Below are 20970 nucleotides of genomic sequence, written 5' to 3'. Positions count from 1 at the left end.
GCGTGGTTTAACATGCGGGCATCTTCACATTCCCGCCAATATGCGTACGCTCACCCCGCAGCAGGCCCTGCTGCTTTCTCTCTTTGCGGCCATCACAACCATCGGCATGAAGACCGGGGCGTGGTGGCTCACCGGTTCGGTCGGCTACCTCTCGGACGCCCTCGAATCGCTGGTCAATCTCGCCGGCGCGTCCTTCGCGCTGGTGATGGTGTCCCTGGCCCGGGCACCCGCCGATCCGGGGCACCCCTATGGCCACGGCAAGGCCGAGTACTTCTCCGCCGCCTTCGAGGGCGTGATGATCTTCATCGCCGCGCTGGCCATCCTGTTCGCGGCCGGCGAACGCCTGCTCCATCCGCAGCCGCTGGGGGCGCTGGGTATCGGCACCGCGCTGTCGGTCGGGGCCAGCCTGGTGAACTTCGTCGTCGCGCGCATTCTCTTCCAGGTCGGGCGCGCGCACCGCTCGCTCGCGCTGGAGGCCGACGCCCGCCACCTGATGACCGACGTATGGACCACCGCGGGCGTCGTCGTCGGCGTCGCGCTCGCGAGCATGAGCGGCTGGGTGTGGCTGGACCCGGTCATCGCCGCCGCCGTTGCGCTGAACATCCTGCGCGAGGGCTGGGGGCTGATGCAGCGATCGGTGGATGGACTGATGGATCGGTCGCTCGCCGCCGAGGACATCGAACGCATCGAGGCGGTGCTCGCGACGTTCGCGGCACGGGGCTGCAGTTTTGCGAACCTGAAGACCCGGGTTGCCGGCGCGATGCACTTCGCGCATGTCGACGTCCGCCTGCCGGGCGACTGGTCGGTCGCCCGCGCCCATGCGCTTGCCGACGAGGTGGAGCGGGCGGTGGAAGCCCAGGCCGGCGCGCGCCTGACGACGCACGTGGAGCCGGCCGACTAGTTCAGGAAAGCGCTTAGTGGCCGGCGCGATGGCGGGCGCGTTCCTCGGGCGTCCAGATCTCGCCTGAGCCTTCGCGGTGGTCGCGCCGCGTGAAGGCTGACTTGTAGCCGGTGAACATCGCGAGCACGTAGTTCTGGCGATGCCACCACGACGACCACAGCACGCCGGCGAGGTGGAAGCCCGCGAGCGTGAGCAGGGCCTTGGCCATGAACTTGTGTACCACTTCGAGGTTTTCGTCCCACATGGTCGGCACGATGTCCGCGAGCGGGCCTTCGAGCTGCTGCGCGCCATAGAGCATGGTGCCGATCACGGCGTTGAACAGCAGCATCGCCAGCAGCAGGTACACCATGAGCGCGCCCATGGGATTGTGGCTGAGATATTCACGCGCCTTGGCCATGCGCAATGCGGACAGCAGGTACTGCACGGTCTCGTTCAGGCTGTAGGTGAAGGCAGAGAAGCGGGCGTACTTCGTGCCGACGAATCCCCAGATGATGCGGATCACGACGAGCGTGAAGATCGTGTAGCCGGCGTAGGCATGCAGGGGGAACTTGTCGGTGATCAGGTAGCCCGTCGTGAAGGACACCACCAGGGTCCAGTGGAAGATCCGGACGAGGATATCCCAGACCTTGATCCGGGTCGGTGCGGTAATCGTGCTGGCCTGCAGGCTGGCTGCGCGGGGGTCGTTCATGGCGTGTATGCGTCGTCGTCGCCGCAAGCGGCGGCAGGGATGGAGAACCGATTCTGAAACATAATTTTACCAGTCGGGCTTGCGGGTCCGGATGATCCGGGTCAATCCGGACGTTAACAAGTTGGCAATGCACTGTTGCGCAATGTGCACGTGGGCGACCGCTTCCCCATCAACGGTGGGGAATATGCCCCGAATTGATTCCGGCGACCGGGGCAAATTTGCGGTCGCTGTAGGCCTGGCGCCGGGCTCGCGCGTTATCTCGAATAAGGCACGAGTATTGCTCGACATGGTTGCGGGCACGACTCAGGTCCGCGAAGGAGGCAGCCATGAAGTCCCGCGACGACGTCTTTCTCGCACGCCAGCCGATTTTCGACCGGCAGCGCAAGCTGGCCGCCTACGAGCTGCTCTTTCGCGAAGACGACTCGGGCGAAGCCCGCGTCACCGACAATGCCCTGGCGACGGCCCTGGTCATCGCGCGTACCTTCGGCCAACTGGGCCTGAACAGCGTGATCGGCGGCAGTGCGGCCTTCGTCAATGTGGACGCTGAAATGCTGATGAGCGCTCGCATCGAAAGCCTGCCGCGTGACCGCGTGGTGCTGGAGTTGCTGGAAACCGTCACGGTCGATTGTGCCGTCGTGGATCGGTGCTCCGAATTGAAGCACCTCGGCTACCGCCTCGCCCTCGACGACGTTTGCGGCGTGAGCCGCGAGATGGAGCCGCTGCTGGACATCGTGGATGTCGTAAAAATTGACATTCTGCAGCTCGAACCCGCAGCGCTCGAGCTCCTGGTGCACCGCCTGCGGCTGCATCCGGCCAAGCTGCTGGCGGAAAAGGTGGACACGCTGGAGCGTGCACGCCATTGCGTGAACCTCGGGTTCGACCTCTTCCAGGGTTATTTCTTCGCCCGTCCGGCCCTGCTGACGGCCTGAAAGCCGCGCGGGATCAGACTTCGCGCGCGATCTCTGCGATGATCGCCGCGCCGTAGGCCTCGAGCTTGCGGTCGCCGATGCCGGACACGTGCGCAAGCTCCTCGATGGACCCTGGCCGCGCGAGCGCGATTTCGCGCAGCGTGGCGTCGTGAAAGATTACATATGCGGGCACGTTGCGTTCGCGGGCCGTTGCCGCCCGCCAGGCACGCAGCCGGTCGAAGAGCGTGAGCGGCACGCCGTCGAGGATCTCCATGCGGGTGCTGCGCGCGCGTTTGGTGCGCCGTTTCTCGGGCGCGAGCCGCAGCGCGAATTCCGACTCTCCGCGCAACAGCGGCCGTGCGAGATCGGTCAGCGTCAGCGCGTTGTGGCGGTCGTGGTCCACGGCCAGCAGGCCGCGCGCGACGAGCTGGCGGAATAGCGTGCGCCAGGTCTTCTCGTCGAGGTCGGCGCCGATGCCGAAGGTGCTGACCTTGTCGTGCTCCCAATCACGCACCTTGTCGGTGAGTTCCCCGCGCAGCACGTCGATGACGTGGCCGGCGCCGAAGCGCTGGCCGGTGCGGAATACGCCCGACAGCGCCTTGCGCGCGGCATCCGTCGCGTCCCAGGTGCGCGGCGGTTCCAGGCAGTTGTCGCAGTTGCCGCAGTGCTCGCCGCTCTCGCCGAAGTGCGCGAGCAGGTGCTGGCGGCGGCAGCCGGTGGTCTCGACCAGTCCGACGAGCGCGTCGAGCCGGGCGCGGGCGCGGCGCTTGAAGTCCTCGCTGCCCTCGGATTCGTCGATCATGCGCCGTTGCTGCACGATGTCCTGCGCGCCCCAGGCCATCCACGCCTGCGAGGGGAGGCCATCGCGGCCGGCGCGGCCGGTCTCCTGGTAGTAACCCTCGATCGAGCGCGGCAGGTCGAGGTGGGCGACGAAGCGCACGTCGGGCTTGTCGATGCCCATGCCGAAGGCGATGGTCGCGCACATCACCAGCCCGTCCTCGCGCAGGAAGCGGCTCTGGTTCGCCGCGCGCACGTCCTGGGGCATGCCCGCGTGATAGGCGAGGGCGCGGATGCCCTGTTCCTCCAGCCACGCGGCGGTCTCCTCGACCTTGCGCCGCGACAGGCAATAGACGATGCCGGCGTCGCCCGCGTGGTCGTCGCGGATGAAGGCGAGCAGCTGGTTGCGCGGGTTGTCCTTGTCGACCATGCGGTAGCGGATGTTCGGCCGGTCGAAGCTGGAGATGAAGCGGCGTGCGGTGGCGAGCCCCAGGCGCTGGGCGATCTCCTCGCGCGTGTCGGCGTCGGCGGTCGCGGTCAGCGCGATACGCGGCACGCCCGGATAGCGCTCCGGCAGCACCGACAGTTGCAGGTACTCGGGGCGGAAGTCATGGCCCCACTGCGATACGCAGTGCGCCTCGTCGATCGCGAACAGCGCGATGCGGCCGGCCTCGTGCAGGCGATCGAGCGTCGCCAGCATCCGGCCGGTGAGGAGGCGTTCCGGCGCCACGTACAACAGGTCCAGCCGCCCGCCGACGAGGTCGCGTTCCACCGTGACGGATTCGTCGGCTGCCTGGCTGGAGTTCAGGTAGGCTGCCGCCACGCCCGCTTCCTGCAGCGCGCTCACCTGGTCCTGCATCAGTGCGATGAGCGGCGACACCACCACGGCGGTGCCGGCGCGCAACAGGGCCGGCACCTGGTAGCACAGCGATTTGCCGCCCCCGGTGGGCATCAGCACCAGCGCGTCGCCGCCTGCCGTCACATGCTCGACGATGGCCTGCTGTTCGCCGCGGAAGGCGGTGTAGCCGAAGACGTGCTCGAGGATGTGCAGGGGGGAAGAGGGGGCGTGCGCGGTCATTGCCGTCATTCTACCGGTGCCGTCACTGTCGATACAGGGTGGGAGCGCGGGCGGGTGCGAGCCTGGGGTGTGGGAGTGCAATGCATACGGCATTATTGCGCGCCGGAGGCCGATTCGACGCCGTTCGATGACGGTGTTATCGTTCGACTATTACGAAAGTTGCAGGTTGTGCGCGGCCGGGAGATTCCATGCGGAAGACCGACGTTTCAAAGCTATACGAGGCCTACCCTCACCTCGGGCGGATCGATGAATTGTGGGGAACGCGCGATTGTCGCGAGTTCATCAACCGGCTCATGAACGACACGCGCGACGGTCAGCGGCGGGGATTCCCGGGCGACCACGCGCGCACCATCCTGCGTCTGTTGCTGGAGCACGATCGCGAGTTTCCGCAGTTTGAGGAGAGCATCACGTCCGACTGGCGCAACTCCGTGGATGCGTCGCGGCGCGGAATCCAGGGGTGACTTGGCGCAGATGAATCGGCCCGACGACGATCTGCTCGAATTCGCAGCGGAAACGCCGCCCGCAGCGGCCAACACTGCAGCGTGCTGGAAGGTCGCGATCGTCGATGACGACGACGATGTCCACCGCAGCACGGAACTGAGCCTCGCCAACACCGAGATCCTGGGGCGTCCGCTCGCCTTCCTGCACGCCCGTTCGGCCGCCGAGGCACGCGCGCTGTTCGTCGGGGAGCGCGACATCGCGGTGATCCTGCTCGACGTGGTGATGGAAACCCAGGATGCCGGCCTGCTGCTGGTCGACGAGATCCGCCACCGCTTCCGCATGCAGGACGTGCGCATCATCCTGCGCACCGGCCAGCCCGGATACGCCCCGGAGCTCGAGGCGATCCGCGACTACGACATCAACGACTACAGGAACAAGTCGGAGCTCTCCCGCACCCGACTGTATGCGGCGCTTACCGCGGCGATCCGGGCGTATCAGCAGATCCGCATCGTCAACGCGAGCCGGACAGGGCTGGCGCACATCGTGCGCGGCAGCGCGGAGCTGCTGCGCAGCGAGGGGCTGGGCGAATTCGCCGCCGGCGTGATCACGCAGATGGCCGGGCTGCTCGGCCTGCCGCCCGAGGGGTTGGTGTGTGCGCGGCGCGATGCCGGCGCGCCGTGCGAGGTGATCGCGGCGGCCGGACGTTTCGACCATGTGTCGCGCCAGCCGCTCGCGTCCTTGCAGGACGCCGGCATCCGCGCGACCCTCGAGCGTGCGCTCACGCAGCGCACCAATGTCCTCGAGCCGGGGCAAGGCATCGCGCTGTACTTCGGCTCGCGCCCCGGGCGCGACCTGGCCGCGTATGTGGAGACGGGCTACCCTGCGGACGAACTCGATCCGACCCTGCTCGAGGTGTTCTGCGCAAACGTGTCGGTGTGCCTCGACAACATCGAGCTCGTGCAGCGGCTCAATGAATACTCGTACTTCGACCCGCTGGTGCACCTGCCCAACCGCCGGCAGCTGCTCGAACTGCTCGACGCCCACCTGAACGAGCGCGAGGGCCGTCGCGGGGTGCTGGCCGTGGTGGATATCGACCACTTCGGCGAGATCAACGGTGCCTTCGGTTATCACTACGGCGACGCGCTGCTGAAGGGCGTCGCCGCGCGCATCGTCGCCGGCTGCGGCCCGGCTGCGCGGGTCGCGCGGGTCGGCAGCGACAGCTTTGGGGTGTTCTGGAGTGCGCACGACGCCGACGTGAGCTGCCTCGACGGCCTCTTTTCAGAGCCGCTCGAGGTCGAAGGCGACAGCATCATCGTGTCGGTGACGGTTGGCGTCGTCCGCCTCGACGACGTCGGCGGCGACGGCAGCGAAGCGCTGGAGGATGGCTACCTGGCCCTCAAGCGCGCCAAGCAGGCCGAGCGCGGTTCGGTGGCGCGCTACAACCGGGGCGTCAGCGAGGAGATCCGCGGGCGCGTGAATCTGCTGCACAACCTGCGCGGCGCCTTCGGTGCGAACGAGCTCTTCCTCGTGTTCCAGCCGCAGATCGATCTTGCGACCGGGCGCTGCGTCGGGGCCGAGGCCCTGCTGCGCTGGCGCACCGGCGACGGGGCGATGATCCCGCCCGATCGCTTCATTCCGCTGGCCGAACGTTCGGGCCTGATCGTGTCGATCGGCGAGTGGGTGCTGCGGCGCGCCTGCGAGGAGGCCGCACGCATGGCGCGGGCCGGCCACGCTTCGGTGCGCATGGCGGTCAACGTCTCGGTGATCCAGTTCCGCGATCCGCACTTCCTCGGGCGGCTGCGTGCCGCGATCGAGGACAGCGGCGTGTCGCCACGGCAGATCGAGCTGGAGATCACCGAGTCGGTCGCGATGGGGGAGGGCGACCGCATGATCGAGCTGTTCGGGCGCGTCAAGGCGATGGGGCTGGATATCGCCATCGACGATTTCGGCACCGGCTTCTCGTCGCTGAGCCAATTGCAACGCATGAACGTCGATCGCCTGAAGATCGACCGCGCCTTCATCAACGACATCGGCGGCGCCGGCAAGGGGGGCGATATCGCGGGCCTCGTGTGCGGGCTGGGCGACCGGCTGGGCATCGAGCTGATCGCGGAAGGCATCGAGCAGGCCGAGCAGGCCGGGCGTCTGCAGGCCATGGGCTGCCAGCTCGGCCAGGGCTATCACTTCGCGCGGCCCATGCCCGCCGAGGACTGGCGCGCCTGGCTGGCCGCGCACTCGTCGGGGTCGGGCGCGCAAGGCGGATGCTGAGCGCGCCCGACCTGTCGCGCCATGCCCCGTGCGCGATGACGGGCGCGGCTCGCCGCCACTCGTCTGCCGGATCCCGCGTGCGCCCGGCCTGATGCGTCCGGTCCGCCTTTCCCGGCTGCTCTTCCTGCGCTCGCTGCTGGTCGCGACGCTGACCTTTGCGGTCGTCTATGGCTTGATGGAATTCTGGCTGCTGCCGCAGATCGACCGCGACACCGCCCTGCGCCAGCACCAGCTGTCGCATGCGGTGGCGGCCCAGATCGAGGCGCAGGTCACTCGCCCGGAGGCGGCGGTGCGTGCGATTTCGCAGGTGCTCGTGACGGGCGACCCGTGGAGCCCCGGGGCGGTTTCGGTGCTGCTGGATCGGCTTGTCGACAGCAACGACGGCCTCGCCGCCGTGTATGCGGTCGATGAGCGATGCAGGATCTTCGCCGCGGGCATGCCGCCGGAGCGTCGCCGCTCGCGCGGCGAGTTCATCGGGCGCGACGTCTCGGCGCATCCGCTGGTGGTGGCGATGCAGCGCGCGCCGGGAGTGCATTGGTCGGACGTCGTGCTGTCGCCGTCCGCGAGCGATGCACTGGCGATCGTCGCCGTCCGCCATGCGGGGGTGACGCTTTTCGGGGAGCTGGCGCCGGGACCACTGCTGCATGCGGTCGCGGGCGTCATGGATGACGGCGGTCTGCGCACGCTGCTGCTGGACAGCCGCGGCGCCCTGCTCGGCGACACCGCCGGCCTGAAGGCGGGGACGGTGCCCGCACTCGCCGACGTGCCGCATGAAGTGCACCACGATCACGAGGACGGCACCCGCCAGGTGCTGCTGAAGGTGGATGGTGTCGACATGATCGGCAGCAGCGTGCCGGTGTCACCGCTGGGCTGGCAGGTGCTCGTGATCCGGCCGCAGTCGGAGGCGTTCCGCGCCTCGCGCACGGCCGAGGTCATCATGCTCGTCGGGCTGGCGACGGCGTGGATCGTGGGCCTGATCGGGGCCGCGATCCAGGCGGGCTATTTCGGGCGCCTGTTCCGCGACCTGTCGATCTTCGCGCGCGGCGTCGAGCGGGGGCGTTACGACCTGGAGTGGCGTTCCTCGCGCGTGCGCGAGTTCAACCGGCTTGCAGCGGCCTTCCAGCACATGGGGCAGGCGATACGCGAGCGCGAGGGGGCGATCGTGGCCAGCCAGGCGGCGCTGCAGGACCTCAACCAGACGCTCGAGGCGCGCGTCGCGGAACGCACGGAGGCGTTGCACCGGAGCAACGGGGAGCTCTCCGAGGCGCTCGACAGCCTGCGTCGGGCGCAGGAAGAGCTCGTGCGGTCGGAGAAGATGGCCGCGCTCGGGGCGCTCGTCGCGGGGGTCGCGCACGAACTCGGCACGCCGCTGGGCAACAGCCTGATCGCCGCGAACACGGTACGCGACCACACGCGCAGTCTGCGCCGCGAACTCGAATCGGGGTTGCGCCGCTCCACCCTGGAGCGCTATCTCGAGGATACCGAGGCGGCCAATGCGATCATCGAGCGCAACCTCGAGCGCTCCGCCGCGCTCGTCGCCAGCTTCAAGCAGGTGGCGGTGGATCAGTCGAGCGCGCAGCGCCGCGAATTCACGCTCGGCGAGGTCGTCGACGAGATCGTCATGACCTTGCGGCCCTCGCTGAAGCGGCTGCCCTTCCGCCTCGCCACCGACGTGGACGCCTCGCTGCGGCTCGACAGCTATCCGGGGGCGCTCGGCCAGGTGCTCGCCAATCTCATCAACAACGCGGTGCTGCACGGGCTGGAAGGGCGCAGCGAAGGCGAGGTGCGCATCGTCGGGCGCGCAGGCGAGGGCGACTGGATCGAACTCGAAGTGGCGGACGACGGACGCGGCATCCCGGAAGAGCTGCAGGGGCGCATCTTCGAGCCCTTCTTCACCTCCCGCCTCGGCAAGGGCGGCAGCGGCCTGGGCTTGCACATCGTGCACAACCTGCTGTCGAACGTGCTCGGCGGCGCGATCAGCGTGGACAGCCGCCCGGGCGAGGGCACGAGGATGCGGGTGCGCCTGCCGCGTGTCGCACCGGTGACCACCCAGGCGGCCGCGACCGCCGCGCCTCTGGTCGCCTGAACGCCGCGGCGACCCTTACAGGCTGCGGATGCGCCCGAGCAGCGCGGTCGTCGAACGGTCGTGCTCGAACGGGATGGAATGCACGGTGCCGCCCCAGCCCTGCACTTCCGTGGCGCCGACGATCCGCTCCACCGGCCAGTCGCCACCCTTGACGAGGATTTCCGGGCGCGCCTCGAGGATGCGTTGCAGCGGCGTGTCCTCGTCGAACCACGTGACGAGGTCCACGCACGCCAGCGCGGCCATGACGGCAGCGCGGTCCTCGAGCGGATTCACCGGGCGGTCGTCGCCCTTGCCGAGGCGCTTCACCGATGCGTCGGTGTTCAGTGCGACGACCATCGCCGCGCCCAGCGCGCGGGCCTGCGCGAGGTAGGTGACATGCCCGCGGTGCAGGATATCGAAACAACCGTTGGTGAACACGAGCGGACGCGACAGGGATGCGGCGCGGGCGCGCAGCTCGTCGGGGGCACAGATCTTGGCTTCGAAGGCGGGGCGAGGGTAGGACATCGGTTCCGGATGGCGAATGGGCGGCCGCGTGCGACCGGGGAAGACGGGATTCTAGCGCGCGCACCCCGCATCGGCCGCGCGGTGCGTCATGCCGGATGTCCGGCGCGCCACTCGGCGAGGGCGGCGATGCCGTCCTGCAGGTCCGCGATCACGCGGATTCCGGGCAGCTTGCGCTGCTGTTCGCGCATGGCGTGGCCGCCGGCCCACAGTGCGATATGGGCGGGCAGGCGCGCGCGCAGCGTGTTGAGGCCGTCGACCGCCTGGCGCGCGGGGTAGGCCGAGCTGAAGGACAGCGCGACGACGTCGATGCCGCCCTGCGTGGCCGCGCGTTCGATGTCGGCGAGCGGCGTCTGGGTGCCGAGCGAGGTGCATTGCGCGCCCTCGGGCGCGAACAACGCTTCGGCCATCAGCAGGCCGAGCGAATGCAGTTCGTTCGGGAAGGTCGTGAGCAGGATGGACGGCGAGCCGCCGTGAGCGCCGTGGTTCGCGATGGCGCCGCGCAGCACGTTGTGCACCTGCTCGGTGTACAGGTGCTCGCCGGCCACGCTCAGCTCGCCCTTCAGCCAGGCCTGCCCGACCGCATCGGTGAGCGGAACGAGGGTGTCGGTGAGGAAGCGCTGCAGGCCGTTCTTCAGCAGGTTCTGCTGCAGCGCGCGCTGCAGGGCCGCGCCCTCCTGACGGTGCATGAGGCCGAGCAGCGTGCCCCAGTCCGCGGGCGCGGCGGCCGGTGCCGCCTCGCGGGCAGCCTCCAGCATCTGCGCGAGCTCCTCGGTGGTGGCGGCGACGATGCGCGAGGGGCGCAGACCCTGGTCGAGGAGGCGGCGGATCAGGCGCAGCTTGTCCACCTGTTCGGCCGGGTACACGCGCTCGCCGTTGGCGTCGCGCAGCGGGCGCGGAAAACCGTAGCGACGCTCCCAGACGCGCAGCGTGTCCTTCGGCAGTCCGGTATCGCGCTCGACGGCGGCGATGCCGAGTCCTTCCGGTTGGTCGTTAAGTGATCTCATTTGTCGTGGACAAAAGCTTGACGTGATGGACGAATGGTTCTAAGTTAGGGCTGTGTACTTAATTTGTCCAGGACAAAATGAAAACCAAAGCCCTGCAATCATCGTTCGTGCAGCGTTCCCTCCTGCTTGCGGCGACAGTCGTTGCAGGCGCTGCATTGTTTACATATCTGACTGTTCCACGCGCTAGCGCGGCGACCACGGTTGACGGGCCCGCTGCTGTTTCTGTCCAGGACAATTATGCCGTGGATGAGGCGCTTGCACTCAAGCTCTTCGTGCATCGCGGGGATTACACTCCGGCTGCGGCGCAGGGACATTCGTCATGAACATGCGGGACGCTTTCCCGTGGGAGCCGCGGCGGGCGCGGCGCATCGCCGTCGTCGGGGCGGGGATCTCCGGTCTCGCGTGCGCCTGGATGCTGGCGCGCGAGCACCAGGTTACGGTCTTTGAGGCCGGCAAACAGGCCGGGGGGCACACGAACACGGTGGACGTGACGGTGGACGGGGTGACCCATCCGGTCGATACCGGCTTCCTGGTGTTCAACCGCCGCACCTACCCGAATCTGATCGCGCTCTTCGGCCTGCTCGGCGTCGAGGCGGTCGAAACCGAGATGTCCTTTTCGGTGAGCCTTGCCCAGCCGGACCTGGAGTGGTCGGGAACCAGCCTGCGCAGTCTCTTCGCCCAACCGGGCAATGCGGCACGGCCGGGCTTCTGGCGCATGCTGAACGACATCCTGCGCTTCAACCGCGCAGCGACGAGGCTCGCCCGCGGCGGTGGCGGAGGCGATCTCGCGCTGGGCGAATACCTGAGGGCGAACGCTTACAGCCGCGAATTCCGCGACTGGTACCTGCTGCCGATGGCGGCGGCGATCTGGTCCTGCCCGACGCGCACCATGCTCGACTATCCGCTCGATACCTTCGTGCGCTTCTGCGACAACCACGGCCTGCTGCAGATCGCCGACCGCCCGCGCTGGCTCACGGTGCGTGGCGGCGGGCGCGAGTACGTGCGGCGGATGTGCGCGCAGCTCGACGACCTGCGTCTCGACACGCCGGTGCTGGGGGTGTTCCGCGACGCCCGCGCGGTGTGGGTGCATACCCCGCAAGGTATCGATCGCTTCGACGAGGTGGTGTTCGCATGTCACAGCGACCAGGCGCTGGCGATTCTGGGCGCCGACGCGTCGAGCGGCGAGCGCGAGATCCTTTCGGCAGTGCGCTACCAGCCCAATCGCGCGGTGCTGCATACCGATGCCGCCCTGCTGCCGCGCAGGCGTGCCGTGTGGGCGGCGTGGAACTACGCCGCGGCGCCGGGCGGCGAGAGCGCGGAGCGCGCGATGGGGGCGGTTTCGGTGAGCTACCTGATCAACCGCCTGCAGCCGCTCCCCTTCGACACGCCGGTGGTGGTCACGCTAAATCCCCTGCGCGAACCGGATCCGGCGCGGGTGCTGGCGAGCTTCGACTACGCGCATCCGGTGTTCGACACGGCGGCGATCGCGGCGCAGCGCGCGTTGGGCGGCATCCAGGGCGTGCGTCGTACATGGTTTGCGGGCGCATGGACCGGCTACGGGTTTCACGAGGATGGCCTCAAGTCGGCCGTCCCGGTCGTCGAGGCGCTGGGCGGCAGCGTGCCGTGGCGCGGGGGCGCGCGGGTGGCGGAGGCTTGCGGCGCATGAATGCGGCGCACGATCCGCTGATGCCCGCGGCGTGCTTCGGCACGGTATTTCACGAGCGCCACGCGCCGGTGTGCAACCGTTTCGTGTATCCGCTCGCCTTTCTCCGCCTGCCCCTGTCGCGGCTGGGGGAGCTGGCCGTGCCGCTGCTCGGGATCGAGCGCGCGAACGTGTTCTCGTTCTTCAGCCGCGATCACGGTCCGCGCGACGGCACGCCGCTGCTGCCGTGGCTGCGTGCGCTGCTCGAGCGCCACGGGCTCGGCGAGGTCGCCGCCGGGGAGGTCGTGCTGCAGACGATGCCGCGCATGCTGGGCCATCTCTTCAACCCGGTGAGCTTCTGGTTCTGCCACGATCGTGCGGGAGCGCTGCGGGTCGTTCTCGCCGAAGTGAACAACACCTTCGGCGAACACCACAATTACCTCGTCCATCACCCGGACCTCAGGCCGATCCGCCCCGGCGACGAGCTGCGCGCGATGAAGGTGTTCCACGTCTCCCCCTTCTTTCCCGTGGCGGGCGAGTACCGCTTCCGCTTCCATGCCGCGGGCGCGGCGCCGACCGTGGCGATCGACTACTGGGAGGGGGGCGAGCGACGCCTCAGCACGGCCGTGGGCGGCCGTGCCCGCCCCCTCGATGGCCGGGCGATGTGCGCCTGGCTCCTGCGCTATCCCTTCATGACCCTGGGCGTCGTCGTGCGCATCCACCGGCAGGCGCTGCGCCTGTGGTTGAGACGGGTCCGCTTCTTTCACAAACCGCTGCCCCCGCTGGAGGAAACCACGCGATGAATCCGCTCGAAAACACGCTCGCGAAGCCGACGGTGTGGTCGCCCGCGCGCACGCCGCGCGCGACCCGGCTTGCGCTGGAGCTGCTCGAATCGCTGGAGGGCGGGGCGCTCGTTCTCGAACTGCCCGGCGGCGGGACCACGCGACTCGGGCATGGCCCGGTACGCGCGCACTGGCACGTGCAGGATCACGAGACCTTCGCGGCGACGCTGGCGCGCGGCGACATCGGCCTAGGCGAGACCTATTTCGCGGGACTCTGGGACGCCGACGACCTCACCGCGTTGCTGACGCTGCTGGCGCAAAACCGCGAACGGCTGGGGCGCGCGGTGTATGGCCGCCTGCTGCCGCTGGCGGGCTACCGTCTGTGGCACGCGCTGCGCGCGAACACGCGCAGCGGGGCGCGTCGCAACATCGAGGCGCACTACGATCTCGGCAATGACTTCTACGCGCTCTGGCTCGATGCCACGATGAGCTATTCCGCCGCGGTGTTCGCCGATGCCGCGGAGCCCCTCGAGGCGGCCCAGCGGCGCAAGTACCGCCGCATCCTCGAGCGCCTCGGCGCGCAACCGGGCCAGACGATCCTCGAGATCGGCTGCGGCTGGGGCGGGTTCGCGGAGATTGCGGCCAAGGAGTTCGGCTGCCTCGTGTTCGGCATTACGCTCTCGCCCGCGCAGCTCGCCCATGCGCGCGCCCGCGCCGAGCGCGGAGGATTTGCCGACCGCGCCACCTTCGCGTTGTGCGACTACCGCGATGTGCTGGGGGAATACGATCACGTCGTGTCGATCGAGATGATCGAAGCAGTCGGGGAGCGCTTCTGGCCGACCTATTTCGCCACGCTCGCGCGTCGCCTGCGGCGCGGCGGCCGCTGCGTGGTGCAGGCGATCACGATCGACGAGGCCCTGTTTCCGCGCTACCGGCGGGGAACGGATTTCATCCAGCGCTACGTCTTCCCCGGCGGAATGCTGCCGACGCCAGCCATCATGCGCCGCCAGGCCGAAGCGGTCGGGCTCGCGCCGGTCGGCGATTTCGCCTTCGGCCGCGACTACGCGCGCACGCTCGAGCACTGGCGCGTGCGCTTCGACGCGAGGAATGCCGATGTTGCGGCGCAGGGGTTCGACGCGCGCTTCCTGCGCCTGTGGCGCTTCTATCTCGCGTATTGCGAGGCGGGCTTCCTCGCGGGCGATATCGATGTCCATCACTTCGAATTTGCCCATCCCTGAGCGCGCGGGCGTGCGGGCTCTGCTGCTGGCCGGCGGTCTCGCGCTCGCGTGCATGCTGGGGGGCGCCCACGCAAGCGCGGGCGAGCGCGAGCTCCCCGCCCCCGGGCTCGGCGGCTGGGGCGTGGTGGGGCAGGGGACCATGCGCTGGTACGGCCTTCCGCTCTACGATGCCAGTCTGTGGACGCGCGGCGCCGAGCCGTGGCGGGCGGAGCAGCCCTTCGCCCTGGAGATCCGCTACGCGCGCTCCATTCGCAGCGAGCGCCTGGTGGAAGCCAGCCTCGACGAGATGGAGCGTCTCGGGCTCGCGGACGCTGCGCGGCGCGAGCGCTGGCGCCCGCTGCTGGAAAGGGCCTTTCCGTCGGTCGAGGCTGGCGACACCATCGTCGGCCTGGCGCAGCCCGACGGCAGGGTGGTGTTCTACCATCGCGGAGCGCCGACCGCCGAATTGCGTGATGCCGCTTTTGCGACCGCGTTCTTCGCAATCTGGCTGGATCCGCGCACGCGCGAGCCCGGCTTGCGTGCGCGCCTGCTGGGGATCGACGATGAAGGTTGAGCGCGAGCCGGCCCTGGCCTACGGCGTCCTCGGCCTGCCGCTGGCCTTCGCGGCACTGCCGATCTACGTGCACGCGCCCAAGCTCTACGCCGATGGTCTGGGGCTCCCGCTTGCGGCGGTCGGCGCCGTCCTGCTGGCGGTGCGCGTCGTCGATGCGATCACCGATCCGCTCATCGGCTGGGCAAGCGACCGCTTCGTTGCGCGGCGTGCGTGGATCTTTGCAGCCCTGCCGCCACTGGCCGCGGGATTCCTTGCGCTGTTCGGCCCGCCGCAGGACGCAGGCCTCGCATGGCTGGCGGTGTCGCTGCTGCTCGTCACCTTTGGCTATTCCCTCGCCACCATCAACTACGCTGCCTGGGGGGCGGAGCTGGCGCACACGCCGGACGCGCGCACGCGCCTCGTCGCCAGCCGCGAGGGCTTCGCGCTGGCGGGCGTCGTGCTCGCGGCCGCTTTGCCCTCGTTGCTCGGCAAGGACTCCGTCGGCGGCGCCGCGCAGCTCGGCTGGGTATTCCTCGTCGTGCTTGCCCTCGGCGCGGGCCTCACCCTGTATTTTGCGCCGGCGGCGGCGAAGACCGCCGGCTCCGCCGTGACGCTGCGCTCGGCCCTGCGTGACGCGCTTGCCTGCCGGTCCTTCGTGCGACTGCTGGTGGTGTTCGCGGCCAACGGCATCGCCGCCGCGATTCCCGCCGCGACGGTGCTGTTCTTCGTCTCCGACGTGCTGCAGGCCGAGTCCGCCGCCGGCCTGTTCCTGGCCCTGTATTTCCTCGCCGGGGCCGCGAGCATGCCGCTGTGGGTACGGTGCGCCACTGCGCTCGGCAAGCTCCGGGCCTGGCTGATCGGCATGCTGCTGGCGATGGCGGTGTTCGCCTGGGCCGGCACGCTCGGCGCCGGCGACGTGGGCCGCTTCGCGCTGATCTGCGTGCTTTCGGGCGTGGCCCTGGGGGCGGATCTCGCCCTGCCGGCCGCCATGCTCGCGGACCTGCTCGCGCGCGAGCGTTCGGCCGGCCCGCGCGCGGGCGCCTGGTTCGGCTGGTGGAACCTCGTCGCGAAGGCGAACCTCGCGCTGGCGGCGGGCCTCGCCTTGCCGCTGCTGGACCGGCTGGGCTACGCGCCCGGCACCCGGGACGCCGACGCACTGGCGGCGCTCGCGGGCGTGTATGCGCTGCTGCCGGTGGCCCTGAAGGCGCTCGCGGCGACCCTGCTGTGGTGCTGCCGGCGCGATCTTGTTGTGGAGGAGGAGCGGCCATGCGCCGGATGCTGATGACCCTGGCGATGGCCACGGGGATTGCCGGCTGTGCCGGCATCGAAGTGCAGGACTACGCCGCCGAGACGCCGGCGCTCGATCTGCGCAGTTATTTCAATGGCACGCTCGACGCCTACGGCATGTTCCAGGACCGCTCGGGCAAGGTCGTGAAGCGCTTCCATGTGCTGATCGAGGCGAGCTGGCGCGGCGAGGTCGGCACGCTCGACGAGCGCTTCACCTATTCCGACGGCACCACCCAGCGGCGCGTGTGGACGATCACGCGGCACGACGCGCAGCGCTACGCGGGCGTCGCGGCCGATGTGGTCGGCGAGGCGCAGGGCGAGGCGCGCGGCAACGCGCTGCGCTGGCGCTACGTGCTGGCGTTGCCGGTCGGCGAACGGGTATGGCACGTCGATTTCGACGACTGGATGTTCCTGATGGACGAGCGTGTGATGCTGAACCGCTCGGTGATGAGCAAGTTCGGCGTGCGTCTCGGCGAGGTCACGCTGTCGTTCGTGAAACGCGATGCGCATCCTTGAGCCGCTCAATCCGCCGCTGCGGGACTGGCGAGGCGTGCGCGTCTGGCTGGTCGGCGCTTCGACGGGCATCGGCGCGGCGCTCGCGCGCACCCTGGCCGCGCGCGGCGCACGGCTCGCGCTCTCGGCGCGCGATGAGGAGCGGCTCGTGGCGCTTGCCGCGGACTGCCCCGGCAGTCTGCCGCTGCCGATGGACGTCACGCGCGGCGTGGCGGAATTCGCGCGCGTGCGCGACCCCGTTCTCGCCGCCTGGGGCGGCATCGATGTGGTGATCCTCAACGCCGGCACCTACCAGCCGATGCGCGCGTGGGAACTCGAGCCGGATGCGGTGCGGACGACCCTGGCGGTGAACCTCCTCGGGGTCATCGATGGCGCGACCAGCGTCGTGCCGACCCTCCTTGCCCAGGGACGCGGTGCGATCGCGATCGTCGGCAGCGTCGCGGCCTACCACGGACTGCCCCAGGCGGCGGCCTACGGCCCGTCGAAGGCCGCGCTGGTCAATTTCGCCGAGTCCCTGTATCTCGACCTCGCCCCGCGCGGCGTCGCCGTCCACCTCGTCAGCCCCGGCTTCGTCGCCACACGGCTCACGGCGCAGAACCGCTTCGCGATGCCGGCCCTGATCCAGCCCGAGGACGCGGCGGCCGAAATCGTTGCCGGATTCGCGCGCGGCGACTTCGAGACCCACTTCCCGCGCCGTTTCACGCGCATCATGAAGCTGCTGCGCATCCTGCCCTACCGGCTGTCCTTCCCGCTCGTGCGGCGGGCGACGGGCGCATGACGCCTTGCGCCGAACGCCTCGCCGACTTCTATGCGACGCTCACGCCGGAGTCGCTTGCGCGTCTCGCCGACTTCTATGCGCCCAGCGCGCGCTTCGTCGATCCCTTCAACGACGTCACCGGCGTGGATGCGATCGCGCGCATCTTCCGCCACATGTTCGCCGTGGTCGACGCGCCATGCTTCGAGGTGACGAGCTGTCTCGCGCACGACCGCGAGGCCATGCTGGCCTGGACCTTCCGCTTCGGCGCGGCCTTCGCGCGGCGTGAGATCCTCGGTGTCACGCACCTGCGCTTCGATGCCGAAGGGCGGGTCGTCGAGCACATCGACCACTGGGACCCCGCTCGCCAGCTCTACGAGCATATACCCGTCGTCGGGGCCGTCCTGCGCGCCCTGCGTCGCCGCCTATCCGCACATTGAGGGCTACTGCGGGGCGGGCATTTATCACATCGTGCGCTGCAGCATATTGACAAATCTCAAAAGTCGTCTTGCGACCGGCGATCCCGCTATGGCATCATCAATTCGTATTCGCTGAAATACGGCTCGCCGAGCCGCCGCATTCGATGGGGGTAGGGACATGGGTCTTGCCGGTCGTCATGCACTAGCCGTATTCCTGCTGCTCGCGTCGCCGGCCCTCCTGGCCCAAAGCCGCTACAACCTCCAACCCCCTGCCACCGGCATCGCCGCGCAGATCTACGACATGCATACGCTCATGTTGCTGATCTGCCTGTTCATCTTCGTGATCGTCTTCGGCGTGATGTTCTGGGCGGTGGTCCACCACCGCAAGTCGAAGGGCGCGATCGCCGCCCACTTCCACGAGAACACTGCGGTCGAGATCGCCTGGACCGTGATTCCCGTCCTCATCCTCCTCGGCATGGCCTGGCCGGCGACGAAGACCGTGCTGGAGATGAAGGACACGCGCGATCCCGACATCACCATCAAGGCCACCGGCTACCAGTGGAAATGGGGCTACGACTACCTGCAGGGCGAAGGGCAGGGCATCCGCTTCGTCTCCAACCTGTCGACGTCGCGCGAGCAGATCGACGGAAAGACGGCCAAGGGAGAGCACTACCTGGTCGAGGTCGACAACCCCGTCGTCGTGCCGGTCGGCAAGAAGATCCGGGTGCTGACGACCGCGGCGGACGTCATCCACGCCTGGTGGCTGCCCGCCTTCGGCGTCAAGCAGGACGCCATCCCCGGCTTCATCCGCGACGCCTGGTTCCGCGCCGACAAGGAAGGCATCTACCGTGGCAACTGCGCCGAGCTGTGCGGCAAGGACCACGGTTTCATGCCCATCGAGGTGCATGTCGTGTCGCAGGAGGCCTATGGCAAGTGGGTCGCCGAGCAGCAGGCAGCGATGGCCGCGGCGGCCAGCGCCGGTGCGCGCGAATGGACACTTGCCGAACTCGTCGAGCATGGCGCGAAGGTCTACGCCGCGAACTGCGTCGCCTGCCACCAGGCCGACGGCAAGGGCCTGCCGCCCGCCTTCCCGCCGCTGGACGGTTCGAAGGTGGTGCTCGGCGAGGTGGCCGGGCAGATCGCCGTGGTGCTCAATGGCCGGCCGGGTACGCCGATGGCGGCCTTCGGTGCGCTGCTGTCCGAGGCCGACATCGCCGCCGTCATCACCTACACGCGCAACAGCTGGAGCAACAAGACCGGTGAAGCCGTCCAGCCCGCGCAGATCGCGGCGGCCAAGGGCAAGTAGAGGTCAGTCAAGGCAAACGGAAGCAGGCGAAGCAGTCCGAAGGTCCGACTCGTCAAGGAGGTAGCATGGCGGCAGTCATGTCCGATCACGCGCACGGCGACCATCACGGCCCCACCGGCCTGATGCGCTGGATCACGACGACCAACCACAAGGACATCGGCACGATGTACCTGGTCTTCAGCTTCATCATGTTCCTCTCGGGAGGCGTGATGGCGCTGACGATCCGCGCCGAGCTCTTCCAGCCCGGCCTGCAGGTCGTGCAACCCGAATTCTTCAACCAGCTCACGACCATGCACGGCCTCGTGATGGTGTTCGGCGCCATCATGCCGGCCTTCGTCGGCTTCGCGAACTGGCAGATCCCGCTGATGATCGGCGCCTCCGACATGGCGTTCGCGCGCATGAACAACTGGAGCTTCTGGCTGCTGCCGCCGGCCGCGATCCTGCTGATCGGCTCCTTCTTCGTCCCCGGCGGCGCCACCGCGGCGGGCTGGACGCTCTACGCACCGCTCTCGGTGCAGATGGGCATGGGTATGGATCTGGCGATCTTCGCGATCCACATCATGGGCGTGAGTTCCATCATGGGCGCCATCAACATCGTCGTCACCATCCTCAACATGCGCGCGCCCGGCATGACGATGATGAAGATGCCGCTCTTCTGCTGGACCTGGCTCATCACCGCCTACCTGCTCATCGCCGTGATGCCGGTGCTTGCAGGGGCCGTGACCATGGTCCTCACCGACCGCCACTTCGGCACCAGCTTCTTCAGCGCCGCGGGCGGCGGCGACCCGGTCATGTACCAGCACATCTTCTGGTTCTTCGGCCACCCGGAGGTCTACATCATGATCCTCCCGGCCTTCGGCATCATCAGCCAGATCATCCCCACCTTCGCGAGGAAGCCGCTGTTCGGCTACGCCTCGATGGTGTACGCCACCGCCTCGATCGCGATCCTCTCCTTCAGCGTGTGGGCCCACCACATGTTCACCACCGGCATGCCCGCGGCCGGCCAACTCTTCTTCATGTACGCGACAATGCTCATCGCCGTGCCCACCGGCGTGAAGGTGTTCAATTGGGTCGCGACGATGTGGCGCGGCTCGATGAGCTTCGAGACGCCGATGCTGTGGGCGGTCGGCTTCATCTTCGTGTTCACGATGGGCGGCTTCACCGGCCTAATCTGCGCCATCGCGCCGATCGACATCCAGGTGCAGGACACCTATTACGTGGTCGCCCACTTCCACTACGTCCTCGTCGCCGGCAGCCTCTTCGCGCTCTTCGCCGGCGCCTACTACTGGCTGCCGAAGTGGACCGGTCACATGCCCGATGAGCGCATCGGCAAGCTGCACTTCTGGTGCTCGATCGTCTTCTTCAACATCACCTTCTTTCCGATGCATTTCCTCGGGCTCGCCGGCATGCCGCGCCGCATCCCCGACTACGCGCTGCAGTTTGCCGATTTCAACATGCTGGCCTCGATCGGCGCCTTCGGCTTCGGCCTCTCGCAGCTCATCTTCCTCGTCGCCGTCGTCAAATGCGTGCGTGGCGGCGAAAAGGCTGCGGCGCGTGCCTGGGAGGGCGCCGAAGGGCTGGAATGGACTGTCCCGTCGCCCGCGCCGCACCACACTTTCGAAGAAGCGCCGGTGGTGAGATGAATCGCCCGCGGATGATCCCCCGTCCAGCAATCGACACCGCGAGCGGTGTGTCGGGTATTCGCGGCGCGGGCGAGGACTGTCTGAGCCCGCAGGGCGAGTTCCGCAGCCCGCAGAGCGGATACCCGGCGCGCCGCGGATTACAGCCATAGCCGCGTCAGCCCCGACCATGACTGGCTCCGAAGCGATGCCCCGCCCCGACGAC

The 20970-nt window shown here is 68.7% G+C and carries 20 protein-coding genes; 16 read left to right on the top strand and 4 right to left on the bottom strand.

What is annotated here, in order from left to right:
* Positions 1-40 precede the first annotated feature (40 nt).
* A complete protein-coding gene (locus GO615_RS07770; RefSeq protein WP_169126666.1) occupies positions 41-901 on the top strand; it encodes a cation diffusion facilitator family transporter in 861 nt (286 codons plus the stop codon).
* A gap of 13 nt (positions 902-914) precedes the next feature.
* On the opposite strand, the gene GO615_RS07765 is transcribed toward GO615_RS07770, so the two are convergent.
* Positions 915-1589 carry a cytochrome b/b6 domain-containing protein gene (locus GO615_RS07765; RefSeq protein WP_169126664.1) on the bottom strand — a complete coding sequence of 225 codons (675 nt, stop codon included), beginning with the start codon at positions 1587-1589 and terminating at the stop codon, positions 915-917.
* A 326-nt stretch (positions 1590-1915) separates the two neighbouring features.
* On the opposite strand from GO615_RS07765, the gene GO615_RS07760 reads away from it, so the two are divergent.
* Positions 1916-2518, top strand: a complete 603-nt coding sequence (locus tag GO615_RS07760; protein ID WP_169126662.1) for an EAL and HDOD domain-containing protein — start codon at positions 1916-1918, stop codon at positions 2516-2518.
* A 13-nt stretch (positions 2519-2531) separates the two neighbouring features.
* Here GO615_RS07760 and recQ read toward each other — a convergent pair whose 3' ends face one another.
* A complete protein-coding gene (recQ, locus tag GO615_RS07755) occupies positions 2532-4361 on the bottom strand; it encodes a DNA helicase RecQ (protein ID WP_169126660.1) in 1830 nt (609 codons plus the stop codon).
* Between the two features lie 179 nt (positions 4362-4540).
* Here recQ and GO615_RS07750 point away from each other — a divergent pair, with 179 nt between their 5' ends.
* The 3 genes from GO615_RS07750 (at position 4541) to GO615_RS07740 (ending at position 9144) form a co-directional block, all read left to right on the top strand.
* Entirely contained in the window at positions 4541-4813 is a 273-nt protein-coding gene (locus GO615_RS07750; RefSeq protein WP_169126658.1) for a hypothetical protein, read from the top strand.
* Between the two features lie 10 nt (positions 4814-4823).
* The gene (locus tag GO615_RS07745; RefSeq protein WP_169126656.1) at positions 4824-7058 is read left to right on the top strand and encodes a putative bifunctional diguanylate cyclase/phosphodiesterase; all 2235 of its coding nucleotides are present in this window, start codon (positions 4824-4826) and stop codon (positions 7056-7058) included.
* Positions 7059-7149: 91 nt separating this feature from the next.
* Entirely contained in the window at positions 7150-9144 is a 1995-nt protein-coding gene (locus tag GO615_RS07740; RefSeq protein WP_169126654.1) for a sensor histidine kinase, read from the top strand.
* A gap of 15 nt (positions 9145-9159) precedes the next feature.
* Here the strand turns inward: GO615_RS07740 and rfaE2 are convergent, their stop codons facing one another.
* Positions 9160-9648, bottom strand: coding sequence for a D-glycero-beta-D-manno-heptose 1-phosphate adenylyltransferase (gene rfaE2 / locus GO615_RS07735; protein WP_169126652.1), 489 nt, complete (start codon positions 9646-9648; stop codon positions 9160-9162).
* 86 nt (positions 9649-9734) lie between these two features.
* Entirely contained in the window at positions 9735-10652 is a 918-nt protein-coding gene (locus GO615_RS07730; RefSeq protein WP_169126650.1) for a MerR family transcriptional regulator, read from the bottom strand.
* Positions 10653-10729: 77 nt separating this feature from the next.
* On the opposite strand from GO615_RS07730, the gene GO615_RS07725 reads away from it, so the two are divergent.
* The 11 genes from GO615_RS07725 to ctaD all read left to right on the top strand — a co-directional run bounded on the left by GO615_RS07725 (position 10730) and on the right by ctaD (position 20768).
* Positions 10730-10975 (top strand): hypothetical protein, encoded by a 246-nt coding sequence (locus GO615_RS07725; RefSeq protein ID WP_169126648.1) that lies wholly within the window; start codon positions 10730-10732, stop codon positions 10973-10975.
* The gene (locus GO615_RS07720; protein WP_169126646.1) at positions 10972-12318 is read left to right on the top strand and encodes an NAD(P)/FAD-dependent oxidoreductase; all 1347 of its coding nucleotides are present in this window, start codon (positions 10972-10974) and stop codon (positions 12316-12318) included. Before GO615_RS07725 ends, GO615_RS07720 begins: the two co-directional genes overlap by 4 nt.
* Positions 12315-13097 carry a DUF1365 domain-containing protein gene (locus tag GO615_RS07715; protein ID WP_211166996.1) on the top strand — a complete coding sequence of 261 codons (783 nt, stop codon included), beginning with the start codon at positions 12315-12317 and terminating at the stop codon, positions 13095-13097. Before GO615_RS07720 ends, GO615_RS07715 begins: the two co-directional genes overlap by 4 nt.
* Positions 13094-14314 (top strand): SAM-dependent methyltransferase, encoded by a 1221-nt coding sequence (locus GO615_RS07710; protein WP_169126644.1) that lies wholly within the window; start codon positions 13094-13096, stop codon positions 14312-14314. The genes GO615_RS07715 and GO615_RS07710 overlap by 4 nt, the downstream gene beginning before the upstream one ends.
* Complete coding sequence (locus tag GO615_RS07705; RefSeq protein ID WP_169126642.1) at positions 14283-14867, top strand: chalcone isomerase family protein; 585 nt, start codon at positions 14283-14285, stop codon at positions 14865-14867. The genes GO615_RS07710 and GO615_RS07705 overlap by 32 nt, the downstream gene beginning before the upstream one ends.
* Positions 14857-16128: an MFS transporter gene (locus GO615_RS07700; protein WP_169126640.1), complete on the top strand. Its 1272-nt coding sequence runs from the start codon at positions 14857-14859 to the stop codon at positions 16126-16128. Before GO615_RS07705 ends, GO615_RS07700 begins: the two co-directional genes overlap by 11 nt.
* Positions 16128-16649, top strand: coding sequence for a DUF3833 domain-containing protein (locus GO615_RS07695; protein ID WP_407281113.1), 522 nt, complete (start codon positions 16128-16130; stop codon positions 16647-16649). The genes GO615_RS07700 and GO615_RS07695 overlap by 1 nt, the downstream gene beginning before the upstream one ends.
* A complete protein-coding gene (locus tag GO615_RS07690) occupies positions 16636-17424 on the top strand; it encodes an SDR family NAD(P)-dependent oxidoreductase (protein ID WP_169126636.1) in 789 nt (262 codons plus the stop codon). Before GO615_RS07695 ends, GO615_RS07690 begins: the two co-directional genes overlap by 14 nt.
* Positions 17421-17840 (top strand): nuclear transport factor 2 family protein, encoded by a 420-nt coding sequence (locus GO615_RS07685; RefSeq protein WP_169126634.1) that lies wholly within the window; start codon positions 17421-17423, stop codon positions 17838-17840. Before GO615_RS07690 ends, GO615_RS07685 begins: the two co-directional genes overlap by 4 nt.
* A gap of 157 nt (positions 17841-17997) precedes the next feature.
* On the top strand, positions 17998-19125 hold the full coding sequence (gene coxB / locus GO615_RS07680; RefSeq protein ID WP_169126632.1) for a cytochrome c oxidase subunit II: 1128 nt from the start codon (positions 17998-18000) through the stop codon (positions 19123-19125).
* A gap of 65 nt (positions 19126-19190) precedes the next feature.
* Positions 19191-20768, top strand: a complete 1578-nt coding sequence (gene ctaD / locus GO615_RS07675) for a cytochrome c oxidase subunit I (protein ID WP_169126630.1) — start codon at positions 19191-19193, stop codon at positions 20766-20768.
* Positions 20769-20970: the final 202 nt, after the last annotated feature.

The organism is Aromatoleum evansii, assembly GCF_012910805.1.
Lineage (GTDB): Bacteria > Pseudomonadota > Gammaproteobacteria > Burkholderiales > Rhodocyclaceae > Aromatoleum > Aromatoleum evansii.
Note: the sequence above shows the minus strand (reverse complement) of the source record. Positions and strands in the feature narration are given on the sequence as shown.

Bases quoted from the DNA above. Each gene is read 5' to 3' on its own strand.
- GO615_RS07760 (WP_169126662.1), top strand. From the start codon at position 1,916: ATGAAGTCCCGCGACGACGTCTTTCTCGCACGCCAGCCGATTTTCGAC.
- GO615_RS07740 (WP_169126654.1), top strand. From the start codon at position 7,150: ATGCGTCCGGTCCGCCTTTCCCGGCTGCTCTTCCTGCGCTCGCTGCTG.
- GO615_RS07690 (WP_169126636.1), top strand. From the start codon at position 16,636: ATGCGCATCCTTGAGCCGCTCAATCCGCCGCTGCGGGACTGGCGAGGC.
- GO615_RS07695 (WP_407281113.1), top strand. From the start codon at position 16,128: ATGACCCTGGCGATGGCCACGGGGATTGCCGGCTGTGCCGGCATCGAA.
- GO615_RS07730 (WP_169126650.1), bottom strand. From the start codon at position 10,652: ATGAGATCACTTAACGACCAACCGGAAGGACTCGGCATCGCCGCCGTC.
- ctaD (WP_169126630.1), top strand. From the start codon at position 19,191: ATGGCGGCAGTCATGTCCGATCACGCGCACGGCGACCATCACGGCCCC.
- rfaE2 (WP_169126652.1), bottom strand. From the start codon at position 9,648: ATGTCCTACCCTCGCCCCGCCTTCGAAGCCAAGATCTGTGCCCCCGAC.
- GO615_RS07700 (WP_169126640.1), top strand. From the start codon at position 14,857: ATGAAGGTTGAGCGCGAGCCGGCCCTGGCCTACGGCGTCCTCGGCCTG.
- GO615_RS07720 (WP_169126646.1), top strand. From the start codon at position 10,972: ATGAACATGCGGGACGCTTTCCCGTGGGAGCCGCGGCGGGCGCGGCGC.
- GO615_RS07685 (WP_169126634.1), top strand. From the start codon at position 17,421: ATGACGCCTTGCGCCGAACGCCTCGCCGACTTCTATGCGACGCTCACG.
- GO615_RS07770 (WP_169126666.1), top strand. From the start codon at position 41: ATGCGTACGCTCACCCCGCAGCAGGCCCTGCTGCTTTCTCTCTTTGCG.
- GO615_RS07750 (WP_169126658.1), top strand. From the start codon at position 4,541: ATGCGGAAGACCGACGTTTCAAAGCTATACGAGGCCTACCCTCACCTC.
- GO615_RS07705 (WP_169126642.1), top strand. From the start codon at position 14,283: ATGTCCATCACTTCGAATTTGCCCATCCCTGAGCGCGCGGGCGTGCGG.
- recQ (WP_169126660.1), bottom strand. From the start codon at position 4,361: ATGACGGCAATGACCGCGCACGCCCCCTCTTCCCCCCTGCACATCCTC.
- GO615_RS07745 (WP_169126656.1), top strand. From the start codon at position 4,824: ATGAATCGGCCCGACGACGATCTGCTCGAATTCGCAGCGGAAACGCCG.
- GO615_RS07715 (WP_211166996.1), top strand. From the start codon at position 12,315: ATGAATGCGGCGCACGATCCGCTGATGCCCGCGGCGTGCTTCGGCACG.
- GO615_RS07765 (WP_169126664.1), bottom strand. From the start codon at position 1,589: ATGAACGACCCCCGCGCAGCCAGCCTGCAGGCCAGCACGATTACCGCA.
- GO615_RS07725 (WP_169126648.1), top strand. From the start codon at position 10,730: ATGAAAACCAAAGCCCTGCAATCATCGTTCGTGCAGCGTTCCCTCCTG.
- coxB (WP_169126632.1), top strand. From the start codon at position 17,998: ATGGGTCTTGCCGGTCGTCATGCACTAGCCGTATTCCTGCTGCTCGCG.
- GO615_RS07710 (WP_169126644.1), top strand. From the start codon at position 13,094: ATGAATCCGCTCGAAAACACGCTCGCGAAGCCGACGGTGTGGTCGCCC.